This is a genomic window from Limnochorda sp. (genome assembly GCF_047459355.1).
Taxonomy (GTDB): domain Bacteria; phylum Bacillota; class Limnochordia; order Limnochordales; family Limnochordaceae; genus Limnochorda.
This window is the reverse complement of record NZ_VSCV01000002.1, coordinates 73673-96296: the sequence shown is the minus strand read 5'-3', so window position 1 is coordinate 96296 and position 22624 is coordinate 73673. Positions and strand designations below refer to the sequence as shown.

Below are 22624 nucleotides of genomic sequence, written 5' to 3'. Positions count from 1 at the left end.
TGAGCCGCCTCCCCTCCCCTTCCTGTATACGGCAGGCGGCCAGATCGCCCCTTCAGGCCCCCGCCGATGTCCGGACCGACCGGAGGGCCATGAGCAGGGTGGTCATGGTGGGGATCATGGCCGTGGCCGCGGCCAGCACCCCCGAGTCGTTGGCCACCAGGGCCACCAGGGCCCCGACCAGGGCCGCCTCGATCCCCCGGCCCAGGTAGGGCTTCTGGGCGGTGAGCTGGCGGAAGAGGCCCACGGGCCGGTAGAGGAGGATGACGAAGGCGATCAGGGTGGCGATGAGCACCCGGCTCCAGATGGTGTACTGGACCAGCTTCAGGTTGGTCGCCGCCTTCCGGAGCGCGACCTCGCCCAGGGGCCGCCAGCCCTCCTGGAGGATCCGGGCCACCAGCTGACCCAAGTGGGACCGGCTGCCGGCCTCCACCAGCAGGGCCTCCACCAGGCCCACCAGCCCCACCGCCGCCAAGGTGCCGGTGGCCAGGAGGAGCAGGTGGGACCAACGGGGAGGCCGCCGGCCCAGGCGGAGGAGAAGGTAGGCGGCGCCGAAGAGGGAGGCGATGGTGCCGCCCACGTTGGCCCCCCAGCGGGGCGAGCCGAGGACCACCACCAGGCCTGCCAGGACCGCCAACCCGGCCAGGCGCGCCAGGACCGTCGGGCGCCACTCCCAGAAGGCGCCCGCCACCACCAGGCCGCTGCCCAGGAGAATCCCCATGTACTCGTTGCCGACCCCGTAGTAGCGGGCGCCGCCCAGGGGGTCATTGCCCAGGAAGGCGTGCTGCTGCAAGGGGGCCCCTGCGACGGTGTCGGCCAGCAGGGCGAGGAAGGTGGCCCCCGCCAGCACCGGAAAACGCCAGGCGGCCGGGACCCCGGCGCCCAGAAGGCCGGCGATGAGGAGGCTCAGCAAGATGACCAGCGCCAGGTGGACCCGCCCGTCGGTGGTCACCAGGGGCGGGGCCAGCATGGCCAGGGGGGCCGCTGCCGCCACCAGGAGGCCGAAGTCCAGGACGCGGCGGGCAGGGTGGGGCGGGGGCACATCGGGCGCCAGGGCCAGGAGAAGGGAGGCGGCCAGGACCAGGCTGCCTACGATGATGATGTAGGTATGGAGGACGGGACGCCGGAGCTGGGAGACCCCCACCGCGGTCCGGTAGAAGCGGTCCAGGGTCCCGTACGGGTGGGGGTCGGCCTGGGTGACCAGGGCCCGGCCCTCGCCCGGCCACGAAGTTCCGGCTTCCAGCAAGGCCAGGATGGAAGGGGCCAGATCCCCCGGGTCCAGCACCCCGGGGCGCCGGGTGCTGCCGGAGGTGACCAGCGCCGGTGGGTCGTGGGGGTAGAGGATCAGGGGCGCCGGCGAGCGGGAGGGCAGGGAGCGGGGTGGGGCGGTGGCCAGGAGCATGACCTTCCCCCCGGCGCTGGCCACCCGGGAGGCCGCCGCCTCCAGCCACCCGAGGAGGCCGGCCAGGGCCTCCTCCCGCAAGGCCCGGTAGCGCTCGGGCGGGACCAGGCTCTCCCACACCTGAAGCCGGCCCAGGTCCGACCACTGGATCACCAGGAGCCGGGCGTCGGCCGCCCCCCGGACCAGCTGGTCCAGCCGTTTCCAGTCGGTCCGGAGGCCACCGGGCCACGCTGGGTCGGCCGCCACCGGCTCGGGCACGACGGCCCCCAGCACCAAGCCGTCGGAGCCGGTGAGGAGCGCCCCTGCTGCGGGCGCTTCCTCAGATGTTCCCCCGCCTCCGATAAGGACGGTGCTGACGCCCGCCGAGCGCAAGTGATCGCCCAGGGTGCTCCCCTGGGGGAGGAGGGTGGGGGGCAAGAAGAGGAGGAGGCCAGCCCGGTCGGGCACGGCGCGGCCCGTGAAGCCGGTCCACACCGCCCGGGCCTCTTCACCGCCAGGAAGCTCCGCCTCGGGCAAGGCCGCCGGCGGCAGGGGGGTGCGAGGGAAGGGCGTCCGGCGCCCCACCCCCAGGGAGAGCAGGCGGGTCCACGGGTCGGCTGGATCCCCCGGGGCGACGGTCACCACCCCCACCGCGGCCCGGGTCCCCCAATCCCCCAGGGCCGAGCCGGGGGGATCCCCCAAGTCCTCCCAGCCGAACGCCTCAGCCAGGACGAGCAGGAGGCGGCCCCCCGGGTCCGTCCCCTGGGCGCCGGCCGGCGGCAGCACGCCTGCCAGGCTCCAGAGCGTGACCAGGAGGGCCGCCATGAGACGCTGGAAACCGTCGCTCAGAGGCCCCCACCCCCAGGCGGGGTTAGTCTTCCCCCTGCTTCGCCTGGGACTCGGGGCGTCTGTCCGCCGGCGCACCGCCCGAGTCTTGGGCGGCGGCCTCCTGGGCCTCATCCTGGGCAGGCTGCTCAGCTCCCGCAGCCTCACCGGCGGGCTGAAGGGCCCGGTAGCGGTCCCAGTGGATGACCACCTCAGCCTGCTCCAGGAGCTGGTTCAAGACCTCGGAGACGGGGGTCGCCTTCTCCCGGACCAGCCGCTCCCGGATCCCTGGGGCCTCCTCCTCGAGGGTGGCAGGTCGGGCCTCCTCCCGCTCGGTCACCTGGATCACGTGGTACCCGTAGGGGCTCTTGACGGGCGGGCTCACCTCGCCCACCTCCAGGGCGAAGGCCGCCTCTTTGAACGCATCCACCAGGTTGTCCGCCTGGCTGAAGAAGCCCACGTCCCCGCCCGTCGCCCGGGTGGCCTGGTCCAGGGAGTGCTGGGCGGCCAGCTCCTCGAAAGGCTCCCCCTTCTCCAGCCGTTCGATGATGGCCTCCGCCTCCTCCTCCGTCTCGACCAGGATGTGGCGGGCGCGGACCCGCTCGGGGTGGGCCAGCGCCTCGGCATGCTCTTCGAAGTAGGCCGCCACCTCGTCGTCGGTCACGACCACGTCCCGGGTGGCCAGCCGCTCCAAGATGAGGCTGAGGCGGAGCTGGTGGGCGAGCTGAGCCTCGTCCAGCCCGTAGGCGGCCAGGGTCGCCTGGTAGATGGCCTCACTGGGATAGGCGCTCCGCAGGGAGGCCAGGGCTTCGGCGACCACCTCGTCGGTGACCGGTTCGGGCAGCTCCGCCCCCGCCTGGAGGACCACCGCCTCGGTGATCAGCTGGTCCAAGACCTGGGCGCCCACCGCCGCCTCCAGCGCTTGGTAGAAGGCATCCCGGGTGATGGGCTGGCCGTTCACTTCAGCCACCACGTCGCCCCCGGCCGCCCGGACCCACGGCTCGACCAGCACCGCCGACGCGGCCAGGACCAGGACCACGGCGCCCAGAAGCCAACTCTTCCGATGGCGCAACCAATCAATCATCCGCTCGAACCCTTCCTCTCTCGGGCGCCTGAGCCACTGCACGCCCCGTCCGGTTCTTCCGGGGCCAGGAGGGGAATCCTTTCGGCACTTCCCAACACCCCGGGGAGGGGCTGGATCACCTCCCAGACCCTTCCTGGCCCTGGTGGAAGAGGGCCCGCCGGGCGGGCGGCGAAGGGTGAAGCGGCGAAGGGTGAAGAGGGTGAGACCTGATGGGACTACCGACCAAGTTCTACCTCGGTGACATCGTCCGCTTGCGCAAGAAGCACCCCTGCGGGGCCGACACCTGGGAAGTGATGCGGGTGGGGATGGACATCCGCGCCCGCTGCCAGGGGTGCGGCCGGGTGGTCCTGGTCCCCCGTGCCCGGTTCGAACGGAGCGTGAAGGAGTTCGTCAAGCGGGGGATCGAAGAACCGGGACCCTTCCTCTGATCCCTCTCCGGGGGACCGCCCTCACCCCGGTCACCCCTTCCGTCCTCTAGGCCCCGGTGGTATAATGCACCTGTCTGCCCCGCTCCAGGTCTGCGCACCTGGAGCCATTATGTCCAGGGGGAAGGAGGTGCCAGGGTGGTGCGTCCCTACGAGCTGATGCTCCTCTTGGAGCCCACCTTGGACGAGGAGACCCAGATCGATCCTCTCCTCGAACGGCTCAAGCAGGTGATCGCGGCCCACAAGGGTGAGGTGGACCATCTGGACAAGTGGGGCCGCCGGAGGCTGGCCTACGAGATCAACAAGCTCCACGAAGGTTTCTACGTGGTCGTGCAGTTCCGGGCGGAGAGCGAGGCCACCCGCGAGATCGACCGGCTGCTCAAGCTGACCGAAGGGGTGGTCCGGCACCTGATCATCCGGGATGAGGCGAAGGAGCGGGAGCTGAAGAAGCAGGCCGCCCTGCCGTCCTAGCCTGGAGCCGTCGGTCCCTCCTGGGCCGCGCTTTCCCCCGACCTTGCGGGCGAGCCCAGGAAAGGAAGGGATAGGGTGCTCAACCGGATCATCCTGATCGGCCGTCTGGTGGCCGATCCAGACCTGCGCTACACCCAGAGCGGCATTGCGGTCACCAACTTCACCCTGGCCGTCGATCGGCCCTTCACCAACCAGCAGGGTGAGCGGGAGACCGACTTCATCGACGTGGTCGCCTGGCGTCGGCTGGCTGAGACCGTGGCCAACAACCTGAGCAAGGGACGCTTGGTGGCGGTGGAAGGCCGGCTGCAGATCCGCTCCTACGACGCGTCCGATGGGACCCGTCGGAAAGCCGCGGAGGTTGTGGCGGACACGGTCCGCTTCCTCGACTCGCCCCGCCGGAGCGTGGATGGGGCCGAGGCGATGGATCCGGCCGGTGATGACCTGCTGACGGAGGACGACGTGCCGTTCTAAGCCGTTGGGCGGCGGTGAGGCCGCTGGGAAGGAGGAGAGGAGACCATGGCACGGAACCGGAGACGGCGCAAGAAGGTTTGCGCCTTCTGCGTGGACAAGATTCCGTACGTTGACTACAAAGAGGCTGGGCGTCTGCGCCGGTATCTGACGGAGCGGGGGAAGATCCTGCCCCGGCGGATCAACGGCAACTGCGCGCGGCATCAGCGTCAGATGACCCGGGCCATCAAGCGGGCCCGGATTATGGCGCTCTTGCCCTTCACCATCGACTGAGCCGGACGGTTCCCAGGCCAGCCTGCAGGCCCTCCCTGGCCCAGCCGGGGCCGGGAGGGGGTCGTCCACTCCAGACCGCGGCGGGGGGAGACGCGCTTTCGAGGAGGTGGCGCGTCTGTCCTTCCCCGGTCCGCAGGGAAGTCTGGCACGGCATGTGAAGACGGTTGAGTGGCTCAAGGCGGAGCTGGTGGCCAGTGTGGCCGCGCTCCTCCGGGCGAGCCTGGAGGGCGACGGGGAGCGGATGGCCGAATCGATGGCGACGGTCATCATCGTCACCGCGGTCCTGGCCCGCCGCCTGGGAACCGACTTTGACCAGCTGGAGCGAAGGGTGGTCGCCCAAGTCCGGGCCAACCTGGAGGAGGAGCACCAGTTGGAACGGTGGTACGGCGACTTCTCCGCCCTGGAGCGATACCTGTGGGAGTCACGCCGCCGATGAGTGCTAAGCCGTCTCTGGAGCCGCCGCACACGCCCCTGTGGCGTGTGGGCCTGCTCGCGCCAGCCCTGGCCTTTCTCGGCCAGTTCCTCCCCTTGGTCCTCTTCTTCGTGCCGGTGCCCATCGCCGTCGTCACCGACCTGCGCGGGTGGCGAGCCGGGGTGGGCTGGGGGGCGGCGGCGGTGGCCGCGGCCGTGGCCGGGGTGTGGGTCCTCGGGATGGACGTGAGCCGCCATGGGGCGGTCCTGGCGAGCGTGACGCTGCTGGCGCTCCTCCCGGTGGCCATGGGGCTGGTGGGGGGCCTTCTCTACCGGTCCGACCGGCACCAGGGGGTGACCCTCCTCGCCCCCGGCGGCCTGGTGATCGCCATGGTCCTGACGGCCTGGCTCAGCGGGCGGTGGCTCTTCCAGGTGGACCTCCTCCAAGCGGCGGTGGAGGGCTGGCGGGCCACCGTGGAGGAGGGGCTCCGGCGGGCGGCGGAGGTGGCCGGCGGGCCGCCGGGCCAGCTGGAGAACTGGGAAGCCTTGGTGGAGAGCATGGCCCAGGGGATCCAGCTCCTCTTTCCCGCGGGCCTGGTGGTGACCACCGGCCTCTGGTCGGTGGGGGTCCAGTGGCTGACGGGGCGGTGGCTCCAGGCCCTGGGACGGCCCCTCCGGCCGGGGAAGCCTTTTATCCGGTGGCGCTTCCCCTGGGTCCTGGCCTGGGGGTACATTCTGGGCCAGCTGCTCCTGATGGGAACCCGGTCCGGGCGCCTCGCCGACCCTGAGGGCCGGCTGGCCGCCATCGGCGTCAATCTGGTCTTGATCTTTACCTACGTCTTCTTCGTGGAAGGGTTGGCCGTTCTCTGGTTTTATCTGGCCAAGTGGGGCGTCGGCAAGGGGGGGCGTTTGCTGATCACGGTGCTGCTCCTCACCCCCTTCCTGCCCCTGATGGAACCGGTGGCCTGGCTGGGCATGCTCGACGCCTGGCTGGACTTCCGGAAGTTGCAGCGGGAGGGTGGGTCGTGAGGCCCGCCGCTCTGGGAGGGGTGACGCGGTGAAGGTCATTTTGAAGGAGACCGTGCAGGACCTGGGCGAGAAGGGCGACATCGTTGATGTGAAGCCTGGGTACGCCCGGAACTACCTTTTCCCCCGGGGTCTCGCCATGGAGGCCACCAAGGGGAACCTGAAGCAGGTGGAGCATCTGCGTCGGGTGCGGGCCCGGGAGCGGGCCCGGGAGGAGGCCCAGATGCGGGAGCTGGCCCAGCGGATCGCGGGCCTGGAGCTGCTCATCACCGCCAAGGTGGGGGAGAGCGGCAAGCTCTTCGGGTCGGTGACGGCTCAGGACGTGGCTGACGCCATCCAGGCCGCCATTGGCCAGGAGATTGACCGGCGGAAGATTCAGCTGGACGAGCCCATCAAGAGCGTGGGGCGCCGGGAGGTCACCGTCCGCTTCGCGCCCGAGATTGAGGCGACGGTCACCGTGGTCGTCCAGGCCGAGGGCGGTGAAGAGGCGCCGGCGGAGGAGCCGGCCGCCAGCGAGCCCGCCGCCGAGGCCGAGGCGGAGGCGCCGGGCGACGGGCGCGAGGCTGAGACCGAGGGCTGAACCGTGGCTGGCCCCTGGCAGCCCCGGCTGCTGGCTCTCCTGGGGGATCCGGTGGCCCACAGCCTCTCACCGGTCATGCAGAACGCGGCGTTCCAGGCGACGGGCCTCCCCTACGTCTACATCGCCGCGCGGGTGGAGGCAAGCCGCTTCCCAGAGGCGGTGGAAGCCCTCCGTCTTTTGGGGGCCCGGGGGGCCAACGTCACCGCGCCCCACAAGGAGCAGGCCGCCCGCACGGCCCACTGGCTAGCGCCTGAAGCCGCCCGCGCCGGTACGGTCAACACCCTGGTCTTCGAAGGGGATCGCATTCTGGGTTACAACACCGATGGCCCCGCTTTCTGCCGGGCAGTGGCCGAGGGGGCCCACACTGAGCTGGCGGGCCGTCGGGTCCTCCTCCTGGGGGCGGGCGGGGCGGCCCGGGCGGTGGCCATGGCCGTGGCGGAGCGGGGGGTGGCTGCCATGACCGTGGCCAACCGGACCCTGCCCCGGGGCCAGGAGCTGGCCCGGCACGTGGCGATGGCGGCTGGCGTGCCAGTGAGGGCCCACGCCTGGCCCGAGGATCGGTCCCAGTGGGCCGACCTCCTGGCGGGCCACGACCTGGTGGTCCAGGCGACCAGCGCCGGGGCCGCGGGGCCCTGGGAACGGCTCCCCTACCAGGTCCTGCCCCCGGAGGCGCTGGTCGCCGATCTGGCCTACGCCCCCGGGGGAACCCCCTTCTTGCGGGCGGCGGCCCGGGCGGGGTACCGGGTCCTCCCGGGGGAGTGGATGCTCCTCTACCAGGGAGCCGAAGCGTTCCGGCTTTGGACGGGCGTGGAGGCGCCCTTAGAGACGATGAAAGCGGCCCTCGCCGGGGCCGGCCTCTTTCTGGGGAACGGGGACGGCCGCTCCCCGGGAGGGGGCGGCCCCGCCGGCTCAAGATAGGCTCCATCCCGCCGAAACCTTGTATAAGGACGGGGCAACGGGTGGGAGGAGGGGATGGGGGCTCTTCGCAGTGGGGTCGGGGGAGGCCTTCGGGGCCTCCTGCGGGGGAATCGGGTTGGGAGAACCCTCATGGGCGTCGTCCCATGGGAGCATCTCGTTGCGTGGCTGGCTGCGGTCGACCTGGAGCGCGCGCTGAAACTGGTCCATGGCTGGGTGCAGCACGCCCCTGATTGGGCCCTGGGTCAGGCCCTCTGGGGCGATCTTCTCTTCCGGAGTGGCCGCTTGGCCGAGGCCCTGGAGGCCTACCGGGCCTACCTGCTGGCCCACCCCCACGACCGGCGCCGGTACCGGGCGGTGGTCGGGGGCGCCCTGCGGGGCGGTCTGGTCGCGGAGGCTCGGGAGCTTCTCCAGGCGGTGGCCGCCCGCCATCCAACCAACCTCGAAGCCCGGAACTACCTGGCCGTTCTCCACCTGCTCCAAGGCGAACTCGACCAGGCTGAGGCCCTCTGGCATCAGCTCTTGAGCGAAGATCCCCGCTACGGTGCGGCCCGGGCCAACTTGGGCATTGTCTACCATTTCCGCGGGCGCTTCGCCCAGGCGATCCTGGAGTTCAAGCTGGCCATGGAGCTGGATCCCGACTATGGGTACATCGCCCAGGGGAATCTGGGCCACACCTACTTTCTCCTGGGACGTTACGACGAGGCCCGGGCTGTTCTCGAGGACCTGGTCCGCCGCCACCCCCGCTACCAGGAGGCCCGGGCCCTGCTGGCCCGGATCCTCGCGGCCCAAGGCCAGGTCAAGGAGGCCATCGGCCTCCTGGAGCGTGTTCGCCGTCGGGTGCCGGGTGGGTACGAGCTGACCGTCGACGCCTCCTTGGCCGAGGACCTGGCCCTCCTGGCCCGCCTCTACCTCCAGCAGGGGGCCCTGGATCGGGCGGAGGCCGCTTGCCGGGAGAGTCTGAAGCTCCAGCCCCATCTCCTCGAGTCCCTGGTCCTTCTGGGGGAGATCTGCCTCATCCGCGAGCGGCCCCAGGAGGCGCTGGAACCGTTGGAGCGGGCGGCGGCCCTGGCTGGGGAGGGGCCGCAGGGCGAGCTGATCCACCGCCACCTGGCCCTTGCCTACTACCAGGCGGGCCGGGTGGCCGAAGCGTCGGAGGCCTTCCGGAAGGCGGGCAACAGCCCGCTGGCTCAGGCCGCGGAAGAAGGGGCCGATCAGGAGGCGATCGCGGCCCGGCTCCACGAGCTCTACCAGCGGCTGGACCGGGAGGGGGAGGAGCCGGGCCTCCTCCTGGAGATCGGCCGGCTCCGGATCGCCCAGGGAAGGTTGCGGGAGGCCCAAGACCTTTTCAGCCGGGCCGTCGCCTTGGCCCCTGACCGGGCCGAGGCCAACTACGAGCTGGGGATGGCCGCGTACCTGGCTTTGGAGTACGATCGGGCCGTGGTCGCCTTCACCCGGGCCCTCGAGGCGGATCCCACCCTGGCTGCCGCCCACACCGGTCTGGGCTTGGTGGCCATGAGCCGCGGGCGGCCGGCGGACGCGGCGGCCCAGTTCCGGCTGGCCATGGCGCTGGCCCCTGAAGAGCCCGTCCACCGGCTCAACCTGGCCCGGCTGGCCCGGTGGACGGGACAACTGGATGAGGCTGAGAGGCTGTTGGTCCAGGTGCTGGCGGAAGCGCCCGACTGGGAACCGGCCCGTCGGGAGTGGGAAGCGCTCAAGGCGCGGGCCGGACCGGGGCGGGACGGAAGGTTGGAGGAAGCGGGGAACGGGTGATGAGGCGGTTGTTGGGGCGCTGGCGGGGGGTGGCGGGAGGCTCCCGGCGGAGCTCCGGCAGGGGCGGCAAGGCCCGGGTCGACCGGGGGCTCTTGGACCTTCTGGCCGTCCACGAGTTCACCGAGGTGCTGGCCCAGGCGACGGAGGTGGGCGACATCCTGGGGATGCTGGCCGACTCCATCCTCCGGGTGGCCCCCTACGACGCCTGTGCCATCGTGCTCCGTTCCGACGAAGGCTCCCATGCGGTGCCCATGCTGGTGCGGGGGCTGCGGCCCGAGCTCCTGGAGGACGGCCAGCCCCTGGGCGCGTCCGACCACCCCCTGGGCCTGGTCCTCCGGACGGGCCACCCCCTCTTGGTCTCCGACTTGGAGGAGCAACCCCGCTGGGCCTGGCCCGCCTGGGCCCACCTCCGCTCTCTGCTGGTCCTGCCCCTGATGATCCAAGGGGAGGTTCTGGGCGTCGTCTCCCTCCACCACCGGGAACCGGGCGCTTTCCATCCAGGCCAGTACCGGGTCCTCTTGATCCTCACCCGCCTCGCGGCCTTGGCCGTCAAGACGACCCGGCTCTACCAGCAGACAGCCCGCCTGGCCGTCACCGATGGCCTCACCGAGCTGTACAACTACCGGCACTTCCAGGAGTCCTTGACCGCCCATATTCGGGAGGCCCAGGCCTGTGGCTCGCCCATCAGCCTGCTCATGGTGGATGCCGACGCCTTCAAGCGGATCAACGACCGGTTCGGTCACCTCCTGGGCGACCAGATCCTCAGGGAGCTGGGGGAGGTGCTCCGGGAGAGCGTCCGGGCGGGCGACCTGGTCTTCCGCTACGGCGGGGAAGAGTTTGCCATCGTGCTGCCGGGGACGGACACCCCGGAGGCGGCTCGGGTGGCTGAAACCATCTGCCACCGGGTGCGGACCACCCCCTTCAGCCACGGGATTCGCCTGACGGTCAGCATCGGGGTGGCCTCCTACCCCAGCCAGGCGGCCAGCAAGGAGCAGCTCATCCGCCTGGCCGACGCCATGGCCTACGCGGCCAAGCGCTCGGGCAAGGACCGGGTGATGGTCGCCTCGGTGCGGAGCCCTTCTCCCCCCCTCTTTCCCCCACCGGCCCCAGGGCAGGATTCGCCCGGCCCGGAAGCGAACCAGCCTTGAGGCGACCGCTCTTCACGTTCCCCTTGTTCAACGATCGCGGAGGCATCCAGATGATTCGCTCCAGTGGTTCGTCCGGGGTCCACCTGTGGGACGAGGCCGACGCAGCGCTCCTCGTGCCCGAGCGCCTCATCGTGGAAACGCAGCGCCAGGTGGGCCCGGTGGCCATCGCCCTCTGGGTCTCCCTGCGGTACCTGGCCCTCCGGGAGACGCCCGTCACCGATCCCGTGCGGCGCTTGGCCGAGTTGACGGGACTGGCCGAGGCCGAGGTGCGGCGGGGGCTGGACACCTTGGAGGCGGCCGGGCTCTTGGAACGGACCGCCCGGGGCTGGCGGCTGCGCAGCGGGCCCAGCCAGCGGCGGGCAGCAGGCACCGGGCCCTTCGATGGGCGGGGCACCGGCGCGCCCGGGACGGGCCCGGCCCCCTCGCCCGGGGAGGTGGCCGCCGCCCGGGAGGAGGCGGCCGACCTCCAGGCGGTGGTGGCCATCTATCACAAGTGGATCGGGCTTCTGGGCGAGGCCCAGTACGAGCGTCTCCGGTATTGGCTGGAGACCATGGGGATGAGCGCCGATGTGATCGCCGTCGCCATCCGCCAGGCGGCCCTCCAGGCGCCCCGTCCCCGGATGAGCTACATCGAGGGTATCTTGCGGAACTGGTACAACGATGGGATCCGCACCCTGGAGGATTTGGCCGAGCAGGGCCAGCTCGCGGAGGTGATGGGCGCCGCCGGCCGGGGCCGCTCGGAGCGGGGCAGCAGCGACCCCATCCCCGAGGGGTCGGCCAACGCCGCGGCCTACCGTCCCGTCGATCCCGATCAGGTTGCTCGATGGAAGGAGCTCTACCCTGATGAGTACTGAAGTTGTCCCCGTCGGAGAGGCCTGGCCCCCCCAGCGGGGGAGGCTGAGCGATCCCGAGGCGGAACGCCGGGTCTTGGGCATTCTCATTCAGTACCCCGAGCTGATCGACTCGGTCATCGACCGGTTGCGGCCCCACCACTTCCAAGACCGGACCACCCGGAAGGTCTTCGACGCCATCCTCAGCCTCTACACCAGCCACGGCCGCATCTCCTACAGCCGGGTTTATGATCAGCTCCGCAAGGAGCGGGCCTTCCCGGACATCGAGCGGGTCCTCCTGGAGCTGACCGAGAGCTTCACGAGCCCCGGGGAGCTGGAGCCCAGCACCGAACTCTTGATGGCCGCCTACGCGCGCCGCCGCCTCTGGGAGGCGGCCCAGGCCATCCAGCAGATGGTCTTGGAAGAGACGGAGACCAGCGTGGCCGAGTACCAGGCCCGGGCCCAGGAGATCATCTTCGAAGCCTCCCAGGAAGCGACGGGTCTGGAGGATGAGGTGAAGGATCTGGTCGACATCCTGGGCCGGTGCTACGTCCGCCTCACCGAGCGGCGGGAGGGGAAGCAGTCCTACGGCCTCCTGGTCCGCTTCCCCGCCATCGACTACCTGACGACGGGCTTCAAGCCCAAGGACCTCATCATCCTGGCCGCCCGGCCCTCCATGGGGAAGACCGCCCTGGCCCTCAACTTCGCCGTCAATGTGGCCAAGCGGAAGATCCCTGTGTTGATCTTCTCCTTGGAGATGGATGACGAGCAGATCGGGGACCGCATCGTCCTGAGCGAGCTTTTCCGGCTCCAGCAGACGGACACCCCCGTCTCCTCCATGGAGTACGCCACGCGCATGGACGATGCCAAGTTCGCCGCCACCCAGAGCATCTTCAACGAGCTGTACCACCTGCCCATCATGGTGGTCGACCGGCGGGGGCTGACCACCGCCGAGATCCGGGCCAAGGCCCGGAAAGTGAAGGCCCAGTATCCCGACCTGGGGCTGATCATCATCGACTACCTCCAGCTGATCCGCCCGCCCCGGGAGTCCTCGACGAAGAACTGGGCCCTGGTGGTGGGCGACATGGTCCGGGAGATCCGGGACCTGGCGGGCGAGCTGGATCTGCCCATCATTCTCCTCTCCCAGCTCAACCGAGGGGTGGAGGCCCGGGAGAACAAACGGCCCGTCATGTCGGACCTGCGCGACTCGGGAAACATCGAGGAGTTCGCCGATGTGGTCATGTTCCTCTATCGGGATGACTACTACTACCCCGAACGGGCCAAGCAGGAGGGGACCGAGGGCGAGGTCGAGGTGATCATCGCCAAGCAGCGCAAGGGACCGACGGGCTCGGCCAAGCTCCGCTTCATCCGGGAGTTCACCCGCTTCATCGAGCTGGCCCCCGAGGAGGCGGCCCGATGACCCCCGACCTCGAGGTGGAGCGGCTGAAGATCCGCTTCATCGCCGCGTACGAACGGCTCCAGCAGCGGGGCCTGATTACCGAGGAAGAGTTTGAGGCGATCATCGACCTCCTGGACCGGCTCGATGAGGTGGACGAGGCCGAGCTGAAGGCGACGCTCGGCCGGTTCCAGGCCCTGAAGAAGCAGCTGGGAAAGGACGAGACGACATGAAGCCAGTGGTCGGCCCCAACCTCAACCTGGGCTCCCCTCGGGGCCGGGGGCCCCTGGGCATCCTGAAGGGAGCCGTCTTTCTCGCCCTGGTGGTGCTCCTGGCCGCGGCCGCGCCCCGCTGGGCGGTGAAGGAGGTGACCATCACCGTCGACGGGACCTCCCAAACGGTGACCACCCTTCGGCCGAGCGTCGCCGGCGTGCTGGCCCAGGCGGCCATCGACCTGGAGGCCCAGGACCGGGTGGTCCCCGCCCCGGAGACCCGGGTGGTGGACGGGATGACCATCCAGATCCGGAAGGCCTTCCCTATTGTGCTCAAAGTGGACGGCCAGGAGCTGGCGCTCTGGACGGCGGCCATGACCGTCCAAGAGTTTCTGGACGAGGCCGGGGTTGCCTTGGGCCCCCTGGATGAGGTCACCCCTGGGTTGGAGACCCCCCTGCCGGGACCGGCGGAGGTGCAGGTGGTCCGGGTGGAGATCGAGACCTTCTGGGAGGAGGAGCGGGTCCCCTACCAGGAGCTCCGCTGGGCGGAGCCCACCATGACCGTCGGCACCACCCGGGTGATCCGCCAGGGCCGGGAGGGCTTGGATCGGGTCCACGTTCAGCTCCGCTACGAGGACGGCGTGCTGGTGGAGCGGCGGGAGCTGGCCCGAGAACGGGTGGCCGATCCCGTCCACCGGATCATCGGGGTGGGCCAGCGGCGGCCGACGAGCACCCAGGTGGTCCAGACCCCCCAAGGACCCAAGCGGTACCGCCGGGTGCTGGAGGTGCTGGCGACCGCTTACACCCCGGGGCCTGAGAGCACCTGGCCCTTCACCGACGGCCTCACGGCCACGGGGGTCGTCGCCCGCCGGGGCGTGGTGGCCGTCGACCCGACGGTCATCCCCCTGGGGAGCCACCTCTACATCCCCGGCTACGGCCTGGGCATTGCCGCCGACGTGGGGGCGGCCATCAAGGGGAACCGGATCGACGTGCTTTACGAAGACCTGGACGACGCGCTCCGCTGGGGGCGGAAGTGGGTCAAGGTCTACATCCTCGACGAGTAAGGGGGCAGGCCCAAGAACGGGGTATGGGGGATCTGGCACACCCGAGCAAGGTCCGAGCCCTGGCCCAGGCCCACGACCTCCGGCCCAGCCGGCATCTGGGCCAGAACTTCCTGGTCGATGAGAACATCGTCCGGAAGATCATCGCCGCGGCCCACCTCAACGGCACCGAGACGGTGGTGGAGGTGGGGCCGGGCTTTGGCGCGCTCACCCAGGAGCTCCTCCGGGCCGCGGGCCGGGTGGTGGCGGTGGAGCGGGACCCCCGGCTGGTCCAGATTCTTCGCCAGGAGCTGGGCTCGCCCCCCCACCTGCTCTTGGTGGAAGGGGATGCCCGGTGGGCTGACTGGCCTCGGCTCCTGGAAGAGGCCCACGCCCTGCCGCCGCGCCAGCCTGGTTCAGGCGCCGGGGGCGTCCCTGAAGCGGGGGAGCCCCGGGCCAAGGTGGTGGCCAACCTCCCCTACGCGGTGACGGCCCCGGTGCTCGCCAGCCTCCTGGAAAGCGGCGTGGCCTGGGAGCGGGGCGTGATCATGGTCCAGCGGGAGGTGGCCGAGCGCCTGACGGCCCCTCCGGGCAGCCGGGTCTACGGGGCTTTGACCTGCCTGGTCACCTACCATGCCGACGCCCAGATCGTCGCCCGGGTTCCCCCCACGGTCTTCTGGCCGCCCCCCCAGGTGGAGTCGGCCGTGGTCGCCTTGACCTTCCGCCCCTATCCGGGGGCCGAAGACGTCCCCCGGGAGCAGCTCTTCACCGTCATCCGTCTGGCCTTCCAGCAGCGGCGGAAGAGCCTCCGCCAGGCCCTCAAGACCCGGGGCGCGCCCTGGTCCAGGGACGGGGTGGACCACGCCCTGGCCCAGGCGGGCCTCGATCCCCTGAGCCGCGCGGAAGACCTGGGGCTGGACCAGTTCCTCCGGTTGACGGAGGCCCTCTTCGCTTTCTAACCGGCCGGCTGCTGGGCAGGCCTTTCCACCGGGTTCCTTGCGATTCTGCCTTCTTCGAAGTATAATGACCGGAGAGCGCTTGGGAGCCGGTGATCCCATGGTCTTTGTCAGCCCCAGCAAGGGGCGTATGAGCTTTGATGAGGCGTTCGCGGATCTGATCGCCTACATTCAAGAGCAGCCCGACGCCCAATACAAGATCATCGTCGGCACGGATTCGCAGGTCACCGATGGGGTGACCTGTTTCGTCACCGCGCTCATCGTCCATCGGCTGGGCAAGGGGGCCCGGTACTACTACACCCGGGAGCGGGAGACCATGGGGCGGTCCCTTCGCCAGCGCATCTACTATGAGACCTCCCGCAGCCTGGGGTTGGCCAGCCAACTCACCGAGAAGTTGGCGGAGAACGGCTACGCCGACCTGAACGTGGAGATCCACCTGGACGTGGGGGAGCGGGGCGAGACCCGGGACCTGATCCGGGAAGTGGTGGGCATGGTCTCGGGCAGCGGCTTCGACGCCCGGATCAAGCCCGATTCGTACGGGGCCAGCACCGTGGCCGACAAGTACACCAAGTAGGGCGAAGGCCGGGTCCAGCCCGGCCTTTCTTTTTCTCCATTCGGGAACTTCCTTGACACCAATTCAGCGGCTCTGCTATAATACGAGTTTCCTTTGACAAAGGGCGTCACCTGTGGTAGAATAAGGCCAGCCGCAGTCTATCAGGAAGGTGATGCCCTTGGCGGTCGACCGAACCAACGCCCTGGATGAGATCAGGGCCCGGGTCGAAGCCTGCGTCGGCAAGCGCGTCAAGGTCAGGGCCAACCGCGGGCGTCGGAAGGTGCTGGAGACCGAAGGGATCATCGAGAGTACCTACCCGAAGCTTTTCGTGATCAAGCTCGATGGTTCGGAACCGGTCCGTCGACTTTCGTACACCTATGCGGATCTCCTGACGTCCACCGTCGAACTCACCCTCGACGAAGACCCGGCAGGCGTGGTCAACCTGTAACCTGTGGAGCACAAGACGTCTCTTTCCACCGGGGTGGCAAGAGACGTCTTGGTCCTTTGGGCCCCGGCCGGGGCCTGAGGGACCCGGAACTCACCGAACTCCGCCCGAGTCCCCCAGCCGGTCCAGGAGCTGCGACGCCTTGGCCCGGACCTCTGCCTTCTGCTCGCTGCTGAGACTGCGGGCCAGCCGGCGGAGCGCTGAGGTCATCTCCTCCCCTTCCCGGGCTTCCAGCCCCAACGACCGCAGGAAGGCGACCGTCTCCCGGTCCAGCCGTTGTCCCTGGGCCATCCGGAGGGCCTCGCCCCGGTCCCCGTGCCGAAGCAGGCAGGCCAGATCAGCCGGGTCCGACGGTGCCGAACCCCTTCCCTGGATCCCCCGTGCCATCGTCTCCACCCCTTTCCACTGCTGCAGGAAGGCCAGCAGCTTCGCGAGGGAGGCGTCGCCCCCACCCAGGGCCTCCAGGAGGGGCACCACCCGGGCCACCCAGGCCAGCCCCCCGCCCGCCGGGGACCGCTCTGGCTCGGGCAGGTCGAGTCCCGCCGCCTGCGCCCGGGCCCACTGCTGAGCGGCCAGCCCGTCGAGGCGGCGAACTTCTTCCCGGCGCCAGGCTTCCTCCTCGCGGGCCAGCGCCCGCCGTTCGTCCAGCAGCTCCAGCTCCCGGCCCAGGCGCTGGGCCGCGAGGGCGTCCCAACCGTCCACCGGCCATCCCCCTCCAAGCTATCTCCCCTCGCTCGCCTCGGTGCGGGGAGTCCGTTCCTCTCCGGGGGGCGAGGGCGCTTCCGCCCCCGGCACGTCCGGGGCCTTCCCTGCCTCCCCTGCCGTCTCGCCCGCCCCGTCTTCCCGTGGAAGCAGGCCGTCTCGACCCGACCCGCCATCCTCCCGCCAGCCGGCCATGACCACCGCCGCCGTCGAGGGGTAGCCCCGGGGGACGGTGGCGGCCGAGGGCAGCTCCCGGGTGACCACCACCCGCTGGAAGGTGAGGGGGCTCAAGAAGAGCCCGGGGCGCCCCACCACGTCGGGATACCCCAGGAGGCCGTCCCCGTCCGAATCCAAGGGGGCGATCCGCTCCGCCATGAGGGCCAGCAGTCTGGGCCCCGGCTCCAGGGGCCCCTCGGGCAGGACCGTCCCGCGCCGGATGAAGAGGTCCGTCAGGATCTCGAAGGCCAGGCCCGAGGGGAGCCCCCGCACCGCGTGGGTGCCCGCGGCATCGGGGTCCCGCAAGCCCTCCGCCGCCTCCACCAGAGGTGGGGGGCTTCCGCCCCAGCCTTCGGGCAGCCAGAAGGTCCAGTTGCTGAAGTCGTTCAAAAACCACCGGGCCCCCGGCTGACGTCCCGTCTCGTCGGTGCCCCACGCCCCGGCCCGCACCGCCAGCCACACGGTGTTGGGCCGCTCGGAGGCCGATGGCCCCAGGACGCGGGGCGGCTGGCCATCCAGGGTGAAGAGGCCGCCCGGCTGATTGGCCTGAGGGTCGGCCCGGGGGAGCCTCTCCCGGTCCAGCGGATCGAGGCGACGGGGCACCCGGAGGTCGGCCACCAGCCAGGTTTGGTAGAAGCCGCCTTCGTTGTTGGCCAGGCGCAGCCCCTCGGCCCGAGTGAGGAGGGCGCCCGTCCCGTCGGGCCATACCCGGAGCCGGACCTCCCCCCGGGCCCGGTGGGCAGGCCCTCCGGGGCCGGTGAAGGGGTGGCCGGGGGGAGGGGCCAGCGGGAAGCGGAAGAGGCGGCTAGTCATGGGGAGCCTCACCCTCCTCGGGCAGGGGGAGCTCCCAGACAGGCCTGGCCAGGCGGCAGGGTACACAGACCCAGTCCCCGGGGAGGAGATCCCGGGGCTCGGTCAGACCGTTGGCGGCCAGCAGCGCCTGGGGCTCGGCAATGTTGTACCGGGCCACCAGACCGGCCCAATCCTCCGAGGGTTGTACCTGGTGCCAGAGGACGGGGCCCCCGCCGGGCTCCGGGGTCCCGTCCGGCCGGGGGGCCCCACCGGCCGACGGGGGCGGTCCCGCCGACTCGTCCCGCCGGGTCTCGGGGCCATCCCCTGGGGCCGTCGGTGGTGGAGGCCCACCCCCCAGCTGCCAGAGGCGCCAGGACTCTGGGAAGAGAGTCTCCACGCCGTCGCTCTTCCAGGCCACCGCGCTCATCTCCCGCTCTGGTCGTTCCGTCCCCTACGGTATGCGCCAGCGCTCCCGGTGGCCGCCCGGGGGAACCCCTGTGGAGACCAGGGGCGGGCCCGCCTCATAGGCTGTCGGTGGAAAGGAGGGCGAGACGATTGGACATGCTGGCCATTCTCCACCAGAATCGCCGCCAGCTCCTCCGGAAGCCCAATGTGGTCGGCTGCGGGGTGGGGTGGAAGCAGAGGCAGGGCCGAAGCACGGGGGAGCAAGCCCTCTGCGTCTACGTGGAGCAGAAGGTGCCCCCTTCCCAGTTGGGTGCCCAGGCCATCATTCCCCGGCAGGTGGGCCCGGTCCCCACGGATGTGATCGAGGTGGGGCGGATGCGGACCTTGGCCCTCCGAACCCACCGGCTCCGGCCCGCCCCCGGGGGAGTGAGCATCGGCCACTACCGGGTGACCGCGGGCACCTTAGGGGCGGTGGTGAAGGACCGGAAGACGAGCGAGTGGCTGGTCCTCTCCAACAACCATGTCCTGGCCAACGGCACCGACGGGCGGGACGGCCGGGCCCAGGTAGGCGACCCCATCCTCCAACCCGGGCCCCACGACGGGGGTGATCTGGAACGGGATCGCTTCGGCAGCCTGGCCCGCTTCATCCCCCTTCGCCGGCCCCCGAGGCGGACGCCCTGGTGGCGCTGGCTCCTGGGCGGCGGGCCCGGCGATGCACCGCCTCAGGAGGCCAACCGGGTCGATGCGGCCCTGGCCAAACCCGACGACCCCGCCGATCTCTCCCCGGAGATCATGGGGGTCGGCCGGCTCCAGGGGGTGGCCCGGGCGGAGCCGGGCTTGCAGGTGATGAAATCAGGCCGGACGACGGCCCTAACATCAGGGGAGGTCCAGGCGGTCCACGTGACCATGGTGGTCTACCTGAGCGATGCGGAGCCCGTCTGGTTTGAGGAGCAGATCCTGACCACCCCCATGGTCGAAGGAGGGGATTCGGGCGCGCTCCTCCTCAGCGACCGACGGGCCGTCGGCCTCCTCTTTGCCGGATCGGACCGGGCCTCCCTGGCCAATCCCATCGGGGCTGTCTTGGACGGGCTGGGGGTGGACCTGGTCTGAGGCCGGTCGGGCATGGCCCGCCCCTCCGCCTCATAAGGTGGGTTGGTACGGAAGGGGGTGCGGGCGTGGTCTGGCGGTGGCGGCCGGGGCGGGTCCTGGCCTTGGGCGCTCGGGGGGAGCGGGTCCGCACCCTGCAAGAGACCCTGGCCGCCTTGGGGTTCGATCCAGGGCCCATCGACGGGGTGTACGGCCTCCTCACCCGCCAGGCGGTCCGGGAGTGCCAGCGCCGCTACGGCCTCGTGGCCGACGGCGTCGCCGGCCCCCAACTGCACCGCCTCTTCCGGGAGCCAGCCCTCCGGCTGGGCCCCTCCCAAGCCCTTTTGGGCCTCCTGCCCCCAGGCGAGGCCGGCCCGTGGGCCCGGTGGGCGGGCGCCTACCCCGCCCTGAGTGCCTTTGTCTGGTCCAGCCGCCTGGCCAGCTGGGAACCGGCGCGGATCGAGCTGGCCGCGAAGGCGTGGTCGCACCAGCTGGCGGAGGCGGGGGCCGGGACGCCCGCAGCCCCTCCGTGGATCTGGCGCCTCACCTTCGGGCCACCCCAAGGGGCGGAGGCCCCCGCCGGGAACGGTCGCGAGGGGACCGAAGCCGGCCGGCGGCCCGAGGAGTTCCCCCTCCCCTGGTCCGGGCCCGGTCGCCGGGCCCGCCGCGCGCTGGTGGCCGCCATCACCTCCGTGGTAGACCGCTTCCGGCCTCTCGGGGTCGATCTGGACCTGGAACCCGTCTGGCCCGGGGAAGGGCGGCGGTGGGTCCACCTCCTGGCCGCCCTCCGGCCACTTCTGGAGCGCCGGGGGCGCCTCCTGATGGCCACCCGCGACCTGAGCCGCCGGCCCCGGATCCGTCCGGCCTGGGCTGACGATCTCCCCACGGGCCTCCTCCTCCAGCAGGTCCACCTTCTGATCCTGGCCCGCCGGGCGGTGGCGGGGCTCTCCCCACCGGGACCCCTGGGCACCGCCGCTCTCGCCGGGCTGCTGGCAGGCCTTGGGAGGGCGCACGCCTACAAGGTGCTGGTCGAACTCCCTTTGGAAGCCCTCCGCTGGACCCAGGGGGAGGATCAGCCCCTGACAGGACCCGATCCCGTTCCCTACCGGGAGGCTAAGGTGGCCGCGATCACCCATGGGCGGCGGATTGAGTGGGATGACGAGGTGGGGGCAGCCTCCTTCCGGCTCCGGCGGGGGTCGCGGGTGGAGCAGTACTGGCTCCCCTCGGTGCGGAGCGTGGAGCGGCTGCTGGAGCAGGTGCGGGCCCGCCGTCTGGCCGGCGTGGTCCTCGCGCCCCTGGGGGCGGAGGATCCTCGGCTGAGCCGATTTCTTCCCGGGCCTCTCCACCCGTGGCGGCCCACCCAGGCGGGCCCAGGGGACATACCCCCGGCGGCGGGTGCATAGGGGTTGACGGAAGAGAGTCCGGGGGGCGGGCCAAGGGGCCCGCGGCCTCCGAGCACCTGCCTGTGGAGGGGGAGAGCCCGTGAAGCTGCGCTTCCATGAACGACTCCTCACCGTGCGTGAGCGCAAGGGCGAGGGCAGCGCCCGGACGGTGGTGGAGGGTTCGGTCAACCTGCCGGGCCACCTGCCGCCCGCCCACCGGATGGTCCTGGTGGAGGTCCAGGTTGACCGGTATCGAGCCCACCCCGAGGGCGACCGGATTCTGATTGAAGGGGCTTGCAGCGTCCGGGCGGTCTACGCGGCGGCTCCCGACGAGGGTCGGGACCGGTTGGGGGAGGCCGAGCGGGAGGGGGCCAGGCTGCGGGGTCAGGCGGAGGCGCTCTTCAGCGCCTCGTGGCCCGGGGGGATCCCCTTCACCCTGCTGGTCGATGCGGAAGGGGTAGGTCCCGAAGACGCCGTCCGGGTGGATGTGGCCGTCCGGGAGGTGGAGTGGGATCTGACGGCGGGCGGCCGCCAGCTGGACGTGGACGCGGTGCTCGAGGCCCGGGCCGCCGCCTACGCGTACGAGACCAGCCGGGTTCCCCTGGCGGAAGGGGCCCTGCCTCCCGGGGCCCTGGTGGATCCCATCCAGGTCCGGGCCGTCAGCCTCACCCCGGAGTTGACGGTGGAGGGCCACACGGCCGGGGAGCTGGCTCTGAGTCCCGCCTATCCCGCCGCGGAGCGCATCCTCCGGGTGGAGGCGGTGCCCCGGGTGGGGCGGGTGGACGTGGGGGCAGGGCGCCTCACGGCCCAGGTGGACATGGGCTACCGGATCCTCTACGCCCCCCTGGATCCCGGTGAGGGTCAGGCGATTCTGGCCCGGTTCCAGGCCGAAACGCCCTTCGAGTTGGAGGCGAGCGTCAACACCCTCCAGGAGGGGATGGAGCTCCAGCTGGAGCCCCTGGCGGTGCCGGTGGAGGCCAGCCTCCGGGACCAGGGCCGCCGCCTCTGGGTGGAGGCCCACCCCCGGTTCCGCTGCCGGCCCTACCAGCGGCTCCCCCTCACCCTGGCCGAACGGGTCCAGGCGGAGGGAGCCGAGGTGGCGGAGCGGCAGGTGACGCCGGTCCTGGTGGAGTTGGTGGCCGACCTAGAACGGCACCAGGAGACGACGGCGGTCCTGGAGCTGCCCCGGGGGAAGCCGCTGATCGAGCAGGTGCTGGATGTGACGGCCCAGCCCCTGATCGAGAGCGTTCACGTGGGGGCCGACCGGGTGACGGCCAAGGTGGTCCTGGCGTGCAGCCTCCTCTACGCGGCTCGGGTGGACGATGACTCCCGGCCCCTCTTCCACCACCACTGGCCCCAGGCCCTCACGGTGGAGGTGGAGCTGCCCGTCCCCGGGGCGGAACCCGACATGGAGGCGGAGCTCTGGGCCACCGTCGAACAGCCCGTGGCCGACCTGATCAACCGGGAGACGACGGAGCTCCACGGGCAGCTGGTCGTGCGGGGGCGGCTCACCCGCCGGATCACCCCTGAGGTGGTGGCCGAGGCGGTCAGCCTGCCTGCCGAGGAGCGACCGGAGGCCACCTTCATCTTCGTCCGGGTGGAACCCGACGACACCCTCTGGGGGCTGGCCCAACGGTACGGGGTGAGCGAGGAGGAGGTCCGGGCCTGCAACCCAGGCCTGGCCGACGCCGCGGACCCGGAGGCGGCCCTTCACCAGCTGAGGAAGATCTGCCTGCCTGGCACCCGGAGTCTGGCCCGGGAAACCCAGAGCTGAAGCGGGTCTCCCCAGGCCACCTGGCGGGAGCGCCACCGGGCCCCCGCCAGGAATTCCC

The 22624-nt window shown here is 71.1% G+C and carries 25 protein-coding genes; 20 read left to right on the top strand and 5 right to left on the bottom strand.

What is annotated here, in order from left to right; translation table 11 throughout:
• Nucleotides 1-52: 52 nt before the first annotated feature.
• Both FWJ67_RS01675 and FWJ67_RS01670 read right to left on the bottom strand, forming a co-directional pair.
• Nucleotides 53-2164, bottom strand: a complete 2112-nt coding sequence (locus FWJ67_RS01675) for a hypothetical protein (RefSeq protein WP_414481751.1) — start codon at nucleotides 2162-2164, stop codon at nucleotides 53-55.
• 85 nt (nucleotides 2165-2249) lie between these two features.
• Nucleotides 2250-3287: a peptidyl-prolyl cis-trans isomerase gene (locus FWJ67_RS01670; RefSeq protein WP_304174804.1), complete on the bottom strand. Its 1038-nt coding sequence runs from the start codon at nucleotides 3285-3287 to the stop codon at nucleotides 2250-2252.
• Between the two features lie 209 nt (nucleotides 3288-3496).
• On the opposite strand from FWJ67_RS01670, the gene FWJ67_RS01665 reads away from it, so the two are divergent.
• The 17 genes from FWJ67_RS01665 (at nucleotide 3497) to FWJ67_RS01585 (ending at nucleotide 16212) form a co-directional block, all read left to right on the top strand.
• Entirely contained in the window at nucleotides 3497-3715 is a 219-nt protein-coding gene (locus FWJ67_RS01665) for a DUF951 domain-containing protein (protein WP_304174802.1), read from the top strand.
• Between the two features lie 135 nt (nucleotides 3716-3850).
• Entirely contained in the window at nucleotides 3851-4183 is a 333-nt protein-coding gene (gene rpsF / locus FWJ67_RS01660; protein WP_304174800.1) for a 30S ribosomal protein S6, read from the top strand.
• A 75-nt stretch (nucleotides 4184-4258) separates the two neighbouring features.
• The gene (locus FWJ67_RS01655) at nucleotides 4259-4654 is read left to right on the top strand and encodes a single-stranded DNA-binding protein (RefSeq protein WP_304174798.1); all 396 of its coding nucleotides are present in this window, start codon (nucleotides 4259-4261) and stop codon (nucleotides 4652-4654) included.
• Between the two features lie 45 nt (nucleotides 4655-4699).
• On the top strand, nucleotides 4700-4924 hold the full coding sequence (gene rpsR / locus FWJ67_RS01650; RefSeq protein WP_304174796.1) for a 30S ribosomal protein S18: 225 nt from the start codon (nucleotides 4700-4702) through the stop codon (nucleotides 4922-4924).
• A gap of 154 nt (nucleotides 4925-5078) precedes the next feature.
• Nucleotides 5079-5360, top strand: coding sequence for a MazG-like family protein (locus FWJ67_RS01645; protein ID WP_304174794.1), 282 nt, complete (start codon nucleotides 5079-5081; stop codon nucleotides 5358-5360).
• Nucleotides 5357-6364: a DUF2232 domain-containing protein gene (locus FWJ67_RS01640; protein ID WP_304174792.1), complete on the top strand. Its 1008-nt coding sequence runs from the start codon at nucleotides 5357-5359 to the stop codon at nucleotides 6362-6364. The genes FWJ67_RS01645 and FWJ67_RS01640 overlap by 4 nt, the downstream gene beginning before the upstream one ends.
• Before the next feature lie 28 nt (nucleotides 6365-6392).
• On the top strand, nucleotides 6393-6941 hold the full coding sequence (rplI, locus tag FWJ67_RS01635; RefSeq protein ID WP_414481749.1) for a 50S ribosomal protein L9: 549 nt from the start codon (nucleotides 6393-6395) through the stop codon (nucleotides 6939-6941).
• A gap of 3 nt (nucleotides 6942-6944) precedes the next feature.
• Nucleotides 6945-7859 carry a shikimate dehydrogenase gene (gene aroE, locus FWJ67_RS01630; protein WP_304174787.1) on the top strand — a complete coding sequence of 305 codons (915 nt, stop codon included), beginning with the start codon at nucleotides 6945-6947 and terminating at the stop codon, nucleotides 7857-7859.
• A gap of 129 nt (nucleotides 7860-7988) precedes the next feature.
• Nucleotides 7989-9629 carry a tetratricopeptide repeat protein gene (locus FWJ67_RS01625; protein ID WP_304174785.1) on the top strand — a complete coding sequence of 547 codons (1641 nt, stop codon included), beginning with the start codon at nucleotides 7989-7991 and terminating at the stop codon, nucleotides 9627-9629.
• Complete coding sequence (locus FWJ67_RS01620) at nucleotides 9629-10777, top strand: sensor domain-containing diguanylate cyclase (protein WP_304174964.1); 1149 nt, start codon at nucleotides 9629-9631, stop codon at nucleotides 10775-10777. Before FWJ67_RS01625 ends, FWJ67_RS01620 begins: the two co-directional genes overlap by 1 nt.
• Nucleotides 10778-10827: 50 nt before the next feature.
• A complete protein-coding gene (locus FWJ67_RS01615; RefSeq protein WP_304174783.1) occupies nucleotides 10828-11631 on the top strand; it encodes a DnaD domain protein in 804 nt (267 codons plus the stop codon).
• Nucleotides 11621-13027: a replicative DNA helicase gene (locus FWJ67_RS01610; RefSeq protein ID WP_304174780.1), complete on the top strand. Its 1407-nt coding sequence runs from the start codon at nucleotides 11621-11623 to the stop codon at nucleotides 13025-13027. Before FWJ67_RS01615 ends, FWJ67_RS01610 begins: the two co-directional genes overlap by 11 nt.
• Entirely contained in the window at nucleotides 13024-13236 is a 213-nt protein-coding gene (locus FWJ67_RS01605) for a hypothetical protein (RefSeq protein ID WP_414481747.1), read from the top strand. Before FWJ67_RS01610 ends, FWJ67_RS01605 begins: the two co-directional genes overlap by 4 nt.
• On the top strand, nucleotides 13233-14279 hold the full coding sequence (locus tag FWJ67_RS01600; RefSeq protein ID WP_414481746.1) for a ubiquitin-like domain-containing protein: 1047 nt from the start codon (nucleotides 13233-13235) through the stop codon (nucleotides 14277-14279). The genes FWJ67_RS01605 and FWJ67_RS01600 overlap by 4 nt, the downstream gene beginning before the upstream one ends.
• Nucleotides 14280-14302: 23 nt before the next feature.
• Nucleotides 14303-15214: a 16S rRNA (adenine(1518)-N(6)/adenine(1519)-N(6))-dimethyltransferase RsmA gene (rsmA, locus tag FWJ67_RS01595; RefSeq protein ID WP_414482544.1), complete on the top strand. Its 912-nt coding sequence runs from the start codon at nucleotides 14303-14305 to the stop codon at nucleotides 15212-15214.
• A gap of 97 nt (nucleotides 15215-15311) precedes the next feature.
• Nucleotides 15312-15785: a ribonuclease H-like YkuK family protein gene (locus FWJ67_RS01590; RefSeq protein WP_369686598.1), complete on the top strand. Its 474-nt coding sequence runs from the start codon at nucleotides 15312-15314 to the stop codon at nucleotides 15783-15785.
• Nucleotides 15786-15942: 157 nt separating this feature from the next.
• Entirely contained in the window at nucleotides 15943-16212 is a 270-nt protein-coding gene (locus FWJ67_RS01585) for a Veg family protein (RefSeq protein WP_304174769.1), read from the top strand.
• 90 nt (nucleotides 16213-16302) lie between these two features.
• Here FWJ67_RS01585 and FWJ67_RS01580 read toward each other — a convergent pair whose 3' ends face one another.
• Genes FWJ67_RS01580 through FWJ67_RS01570 form a run of 3 tightly spaced genes read right to left on the bottom strand, consistent with a single transcriptional unit; the run spans nucleotide 16303 to nucleotide 18337 of the window.
• Nucleotides 16303-16911 carry a hypothetical protein gene (locus tag FWJ67_RS01580; RefSeq protein ID WP_414482543.1) on the bottom strand — a complete coding sequence of 203 codons (609 nt, stop codon included), beginning with the start codon at nucleotides 16909-16911 and terminating at the stop codon, nucleotides 16303-16305.
• An 18-nt stretch (nucleotides 16912-16929) separates the two neighbouring features.
• Nucleotides 16930-17940 carry a hypothetical protein gene (locus FWJ67_RS01575; RefSeq protein WP_414481743.1) on the bottom strand — a complete coding sequence of 337 codons (1011 nt, stop codon included), beginning with the start codon at nucleotides 17938-17940 and terminating at the stop codon, nucleotides 16930-16932.
• The gene (locus tag FWJ67_RS01570; RefSeq protein WP_304174762.1) at nucleotides 17933-18337 is read right to left on the bottom strand and encodes a LysM peptidoglycan-binding domain-containing protein; all 405 of its coding nucleotides are present in this window, start codon (nucleotides 18335-18337) and stop codon (nucleotides 17933-17935) included. The genes FWJ67_RS01575 and FWJ67_RS01570 overlap by 8 nt, the downstream gene beginning before the upstream one ends.
• 143 nt (nucleotides 18338-18480) lie before the next feature.
• Between FWJ67_RS01570 and FWJ67_RS01565 the strand changes: the two genes are divergently transcribed.
• The 3 genes from FWJ67_RS01565 to FWJ67_RS01555 all read left to right on the top strand — a co-directional run bounded on the left by FWJ67_RS01565 (nucleotide 18481) and on the right by FWJ67_RS01555 (nucleotide 22566).
• Nucleotides 18481-19434 carry a hypothetical protein gene (locus FWJ67_RS01565; RefSeq protein ID WP_414482550.1) on the top strand — a complete coding sequence of 318 codons (954 nt, stop codon included), beginning with the start codon at nucleotides 18481-18483 and terminating at the stop codon, nucleotides 19432-19434.
• Between the two features lie 65 nt (nucleotides 19435-19499).
• On the top strand, nucleotides 19500-20813 hold the full coding sequence (locus FWJ67_RS01560; protein ID WP_414481742.1) for a peptidoglycan-binding protein: 1314 nt from the start codon (nucleotides 19500-19502) through the stop codon (nucleotides 20811-20813).
• A 79-nt stretch (nucleotides 20814-20892) separates the two neighbouring features.
• Nucleotides 20893-22566, top strand: coding sequence for a DUF3794 and LysM peptidoglycan-binding domain-containing protein (locus FWJ67_RS01555; RefSeq protein WP_304174755.1), 1674 nt, complete (start codon nucleotides 20893-20895; stop codon nucleotides 22564-22566).
• Nucleotides 22567-22624: the final 58 nt, after the last annotated feature.

Bases quoted from the DNA above. Each gene is read 5' to 3' on its own strand.
- FWJ67_RS01640 (WP_304174792.1), top strand. From the start codon at position 5,357: ATGAGTGCTAAGCCGTCTCTGGAGCCGCCGCACACGCCCCTGTGGCGT.
- FWJ67_RS01620 (WP_304174964.1), top strand. From the start codon at position 9,629: ATGAGGCGGTTGTTGGGGCGCTGGCGGGGGGTGGCGGGAGGCTCCCGG.
- FWJ67_RS01670 (WP_304174804.1), bottom strand. From the start codon at position 3,287: ATGATTGATTGGTTGCGCCATCGGAAGAGTTGGCTTCTGGGCGCCGTG.
- rpsR (WP_304174796.1), top strand. From the start codon at position 4,700: ATGGCACGGAACCGGAGACGGCGCAAGAAGGTTTGCGCCTTCTGCGTG.
- rsmA (WP_414482544.1), top strand. From the start codon at position 14,303: ATGGGGGATCTGGCACACCCGAGCAAGGTCCGAGCCCTGGCCCAGGCC.
- FWJ67_RS01665 (WP_304174802.1), top strand. From the start codon at position 3,497: ATGGGACTACCGACCAAGTTCTACCTCGGTGACATCGTCCGCTTGCGC.
- FWJ67_RS01610 (WP_304174780.1), top strand. From the start codon at position 11,621: ATGAGTACTGAAGTTGTCCCCGTCGGAGAGGCCTGGCCCCCCCAGCGG.
- FWJ67_RS01590 (WP_369686598.1), top strand. From the start codon at position 15,312: ATGGTCTTTGTCAGCCCCAGCAAGGGGCGTATGAGCTTTGATGAGGCG.
- FWJ67_RS01605 (WP_414481747.1), top strand. From the start codon at position 13,024: ATGACCCCCGACCTCGAGGTGGAGCGGCTGAAGATCCGCTTCATCGCC.
- FWJ67_RS01625 (WP_304174785.1), top strand. From the start codon at position 7,989: ATGGGCGTCGTCCCATGGGAGCATCTCGTTGCGTGGCTGGCTGCGGTC.
- FWJ67_RS01615 (WP_304174783.1), top strand. From the start codon at position 10,828: ATGATTCGCTCCAGTGGTTCGTCCGGGGTCCACCTGTGGGACGAGGCC.
- FWJ67_RS01575 (WP_414481743.1), bottom strand. From the start codon at position 17,940: ATGACTAGCCGCCTCTTCCGCTTCCCGCTGGCCCCTCCCCCCGGCCAC.
- FWJ67_RS01600 (WP_414481746.1), top strand. From the start codon at position 13,233: ATGAAGCCAGTGGTCGGCCCCAACCTCAACCTGGGCTCCCCTCGGGGC.
- FWJ67_RS01565 (WP_414482550.1), top strand. From the start codon at position 18,481: ATGCTGGCCATTCTCCACCAGAATCGCCGCCAGCTCCTCCGGAAGCCC.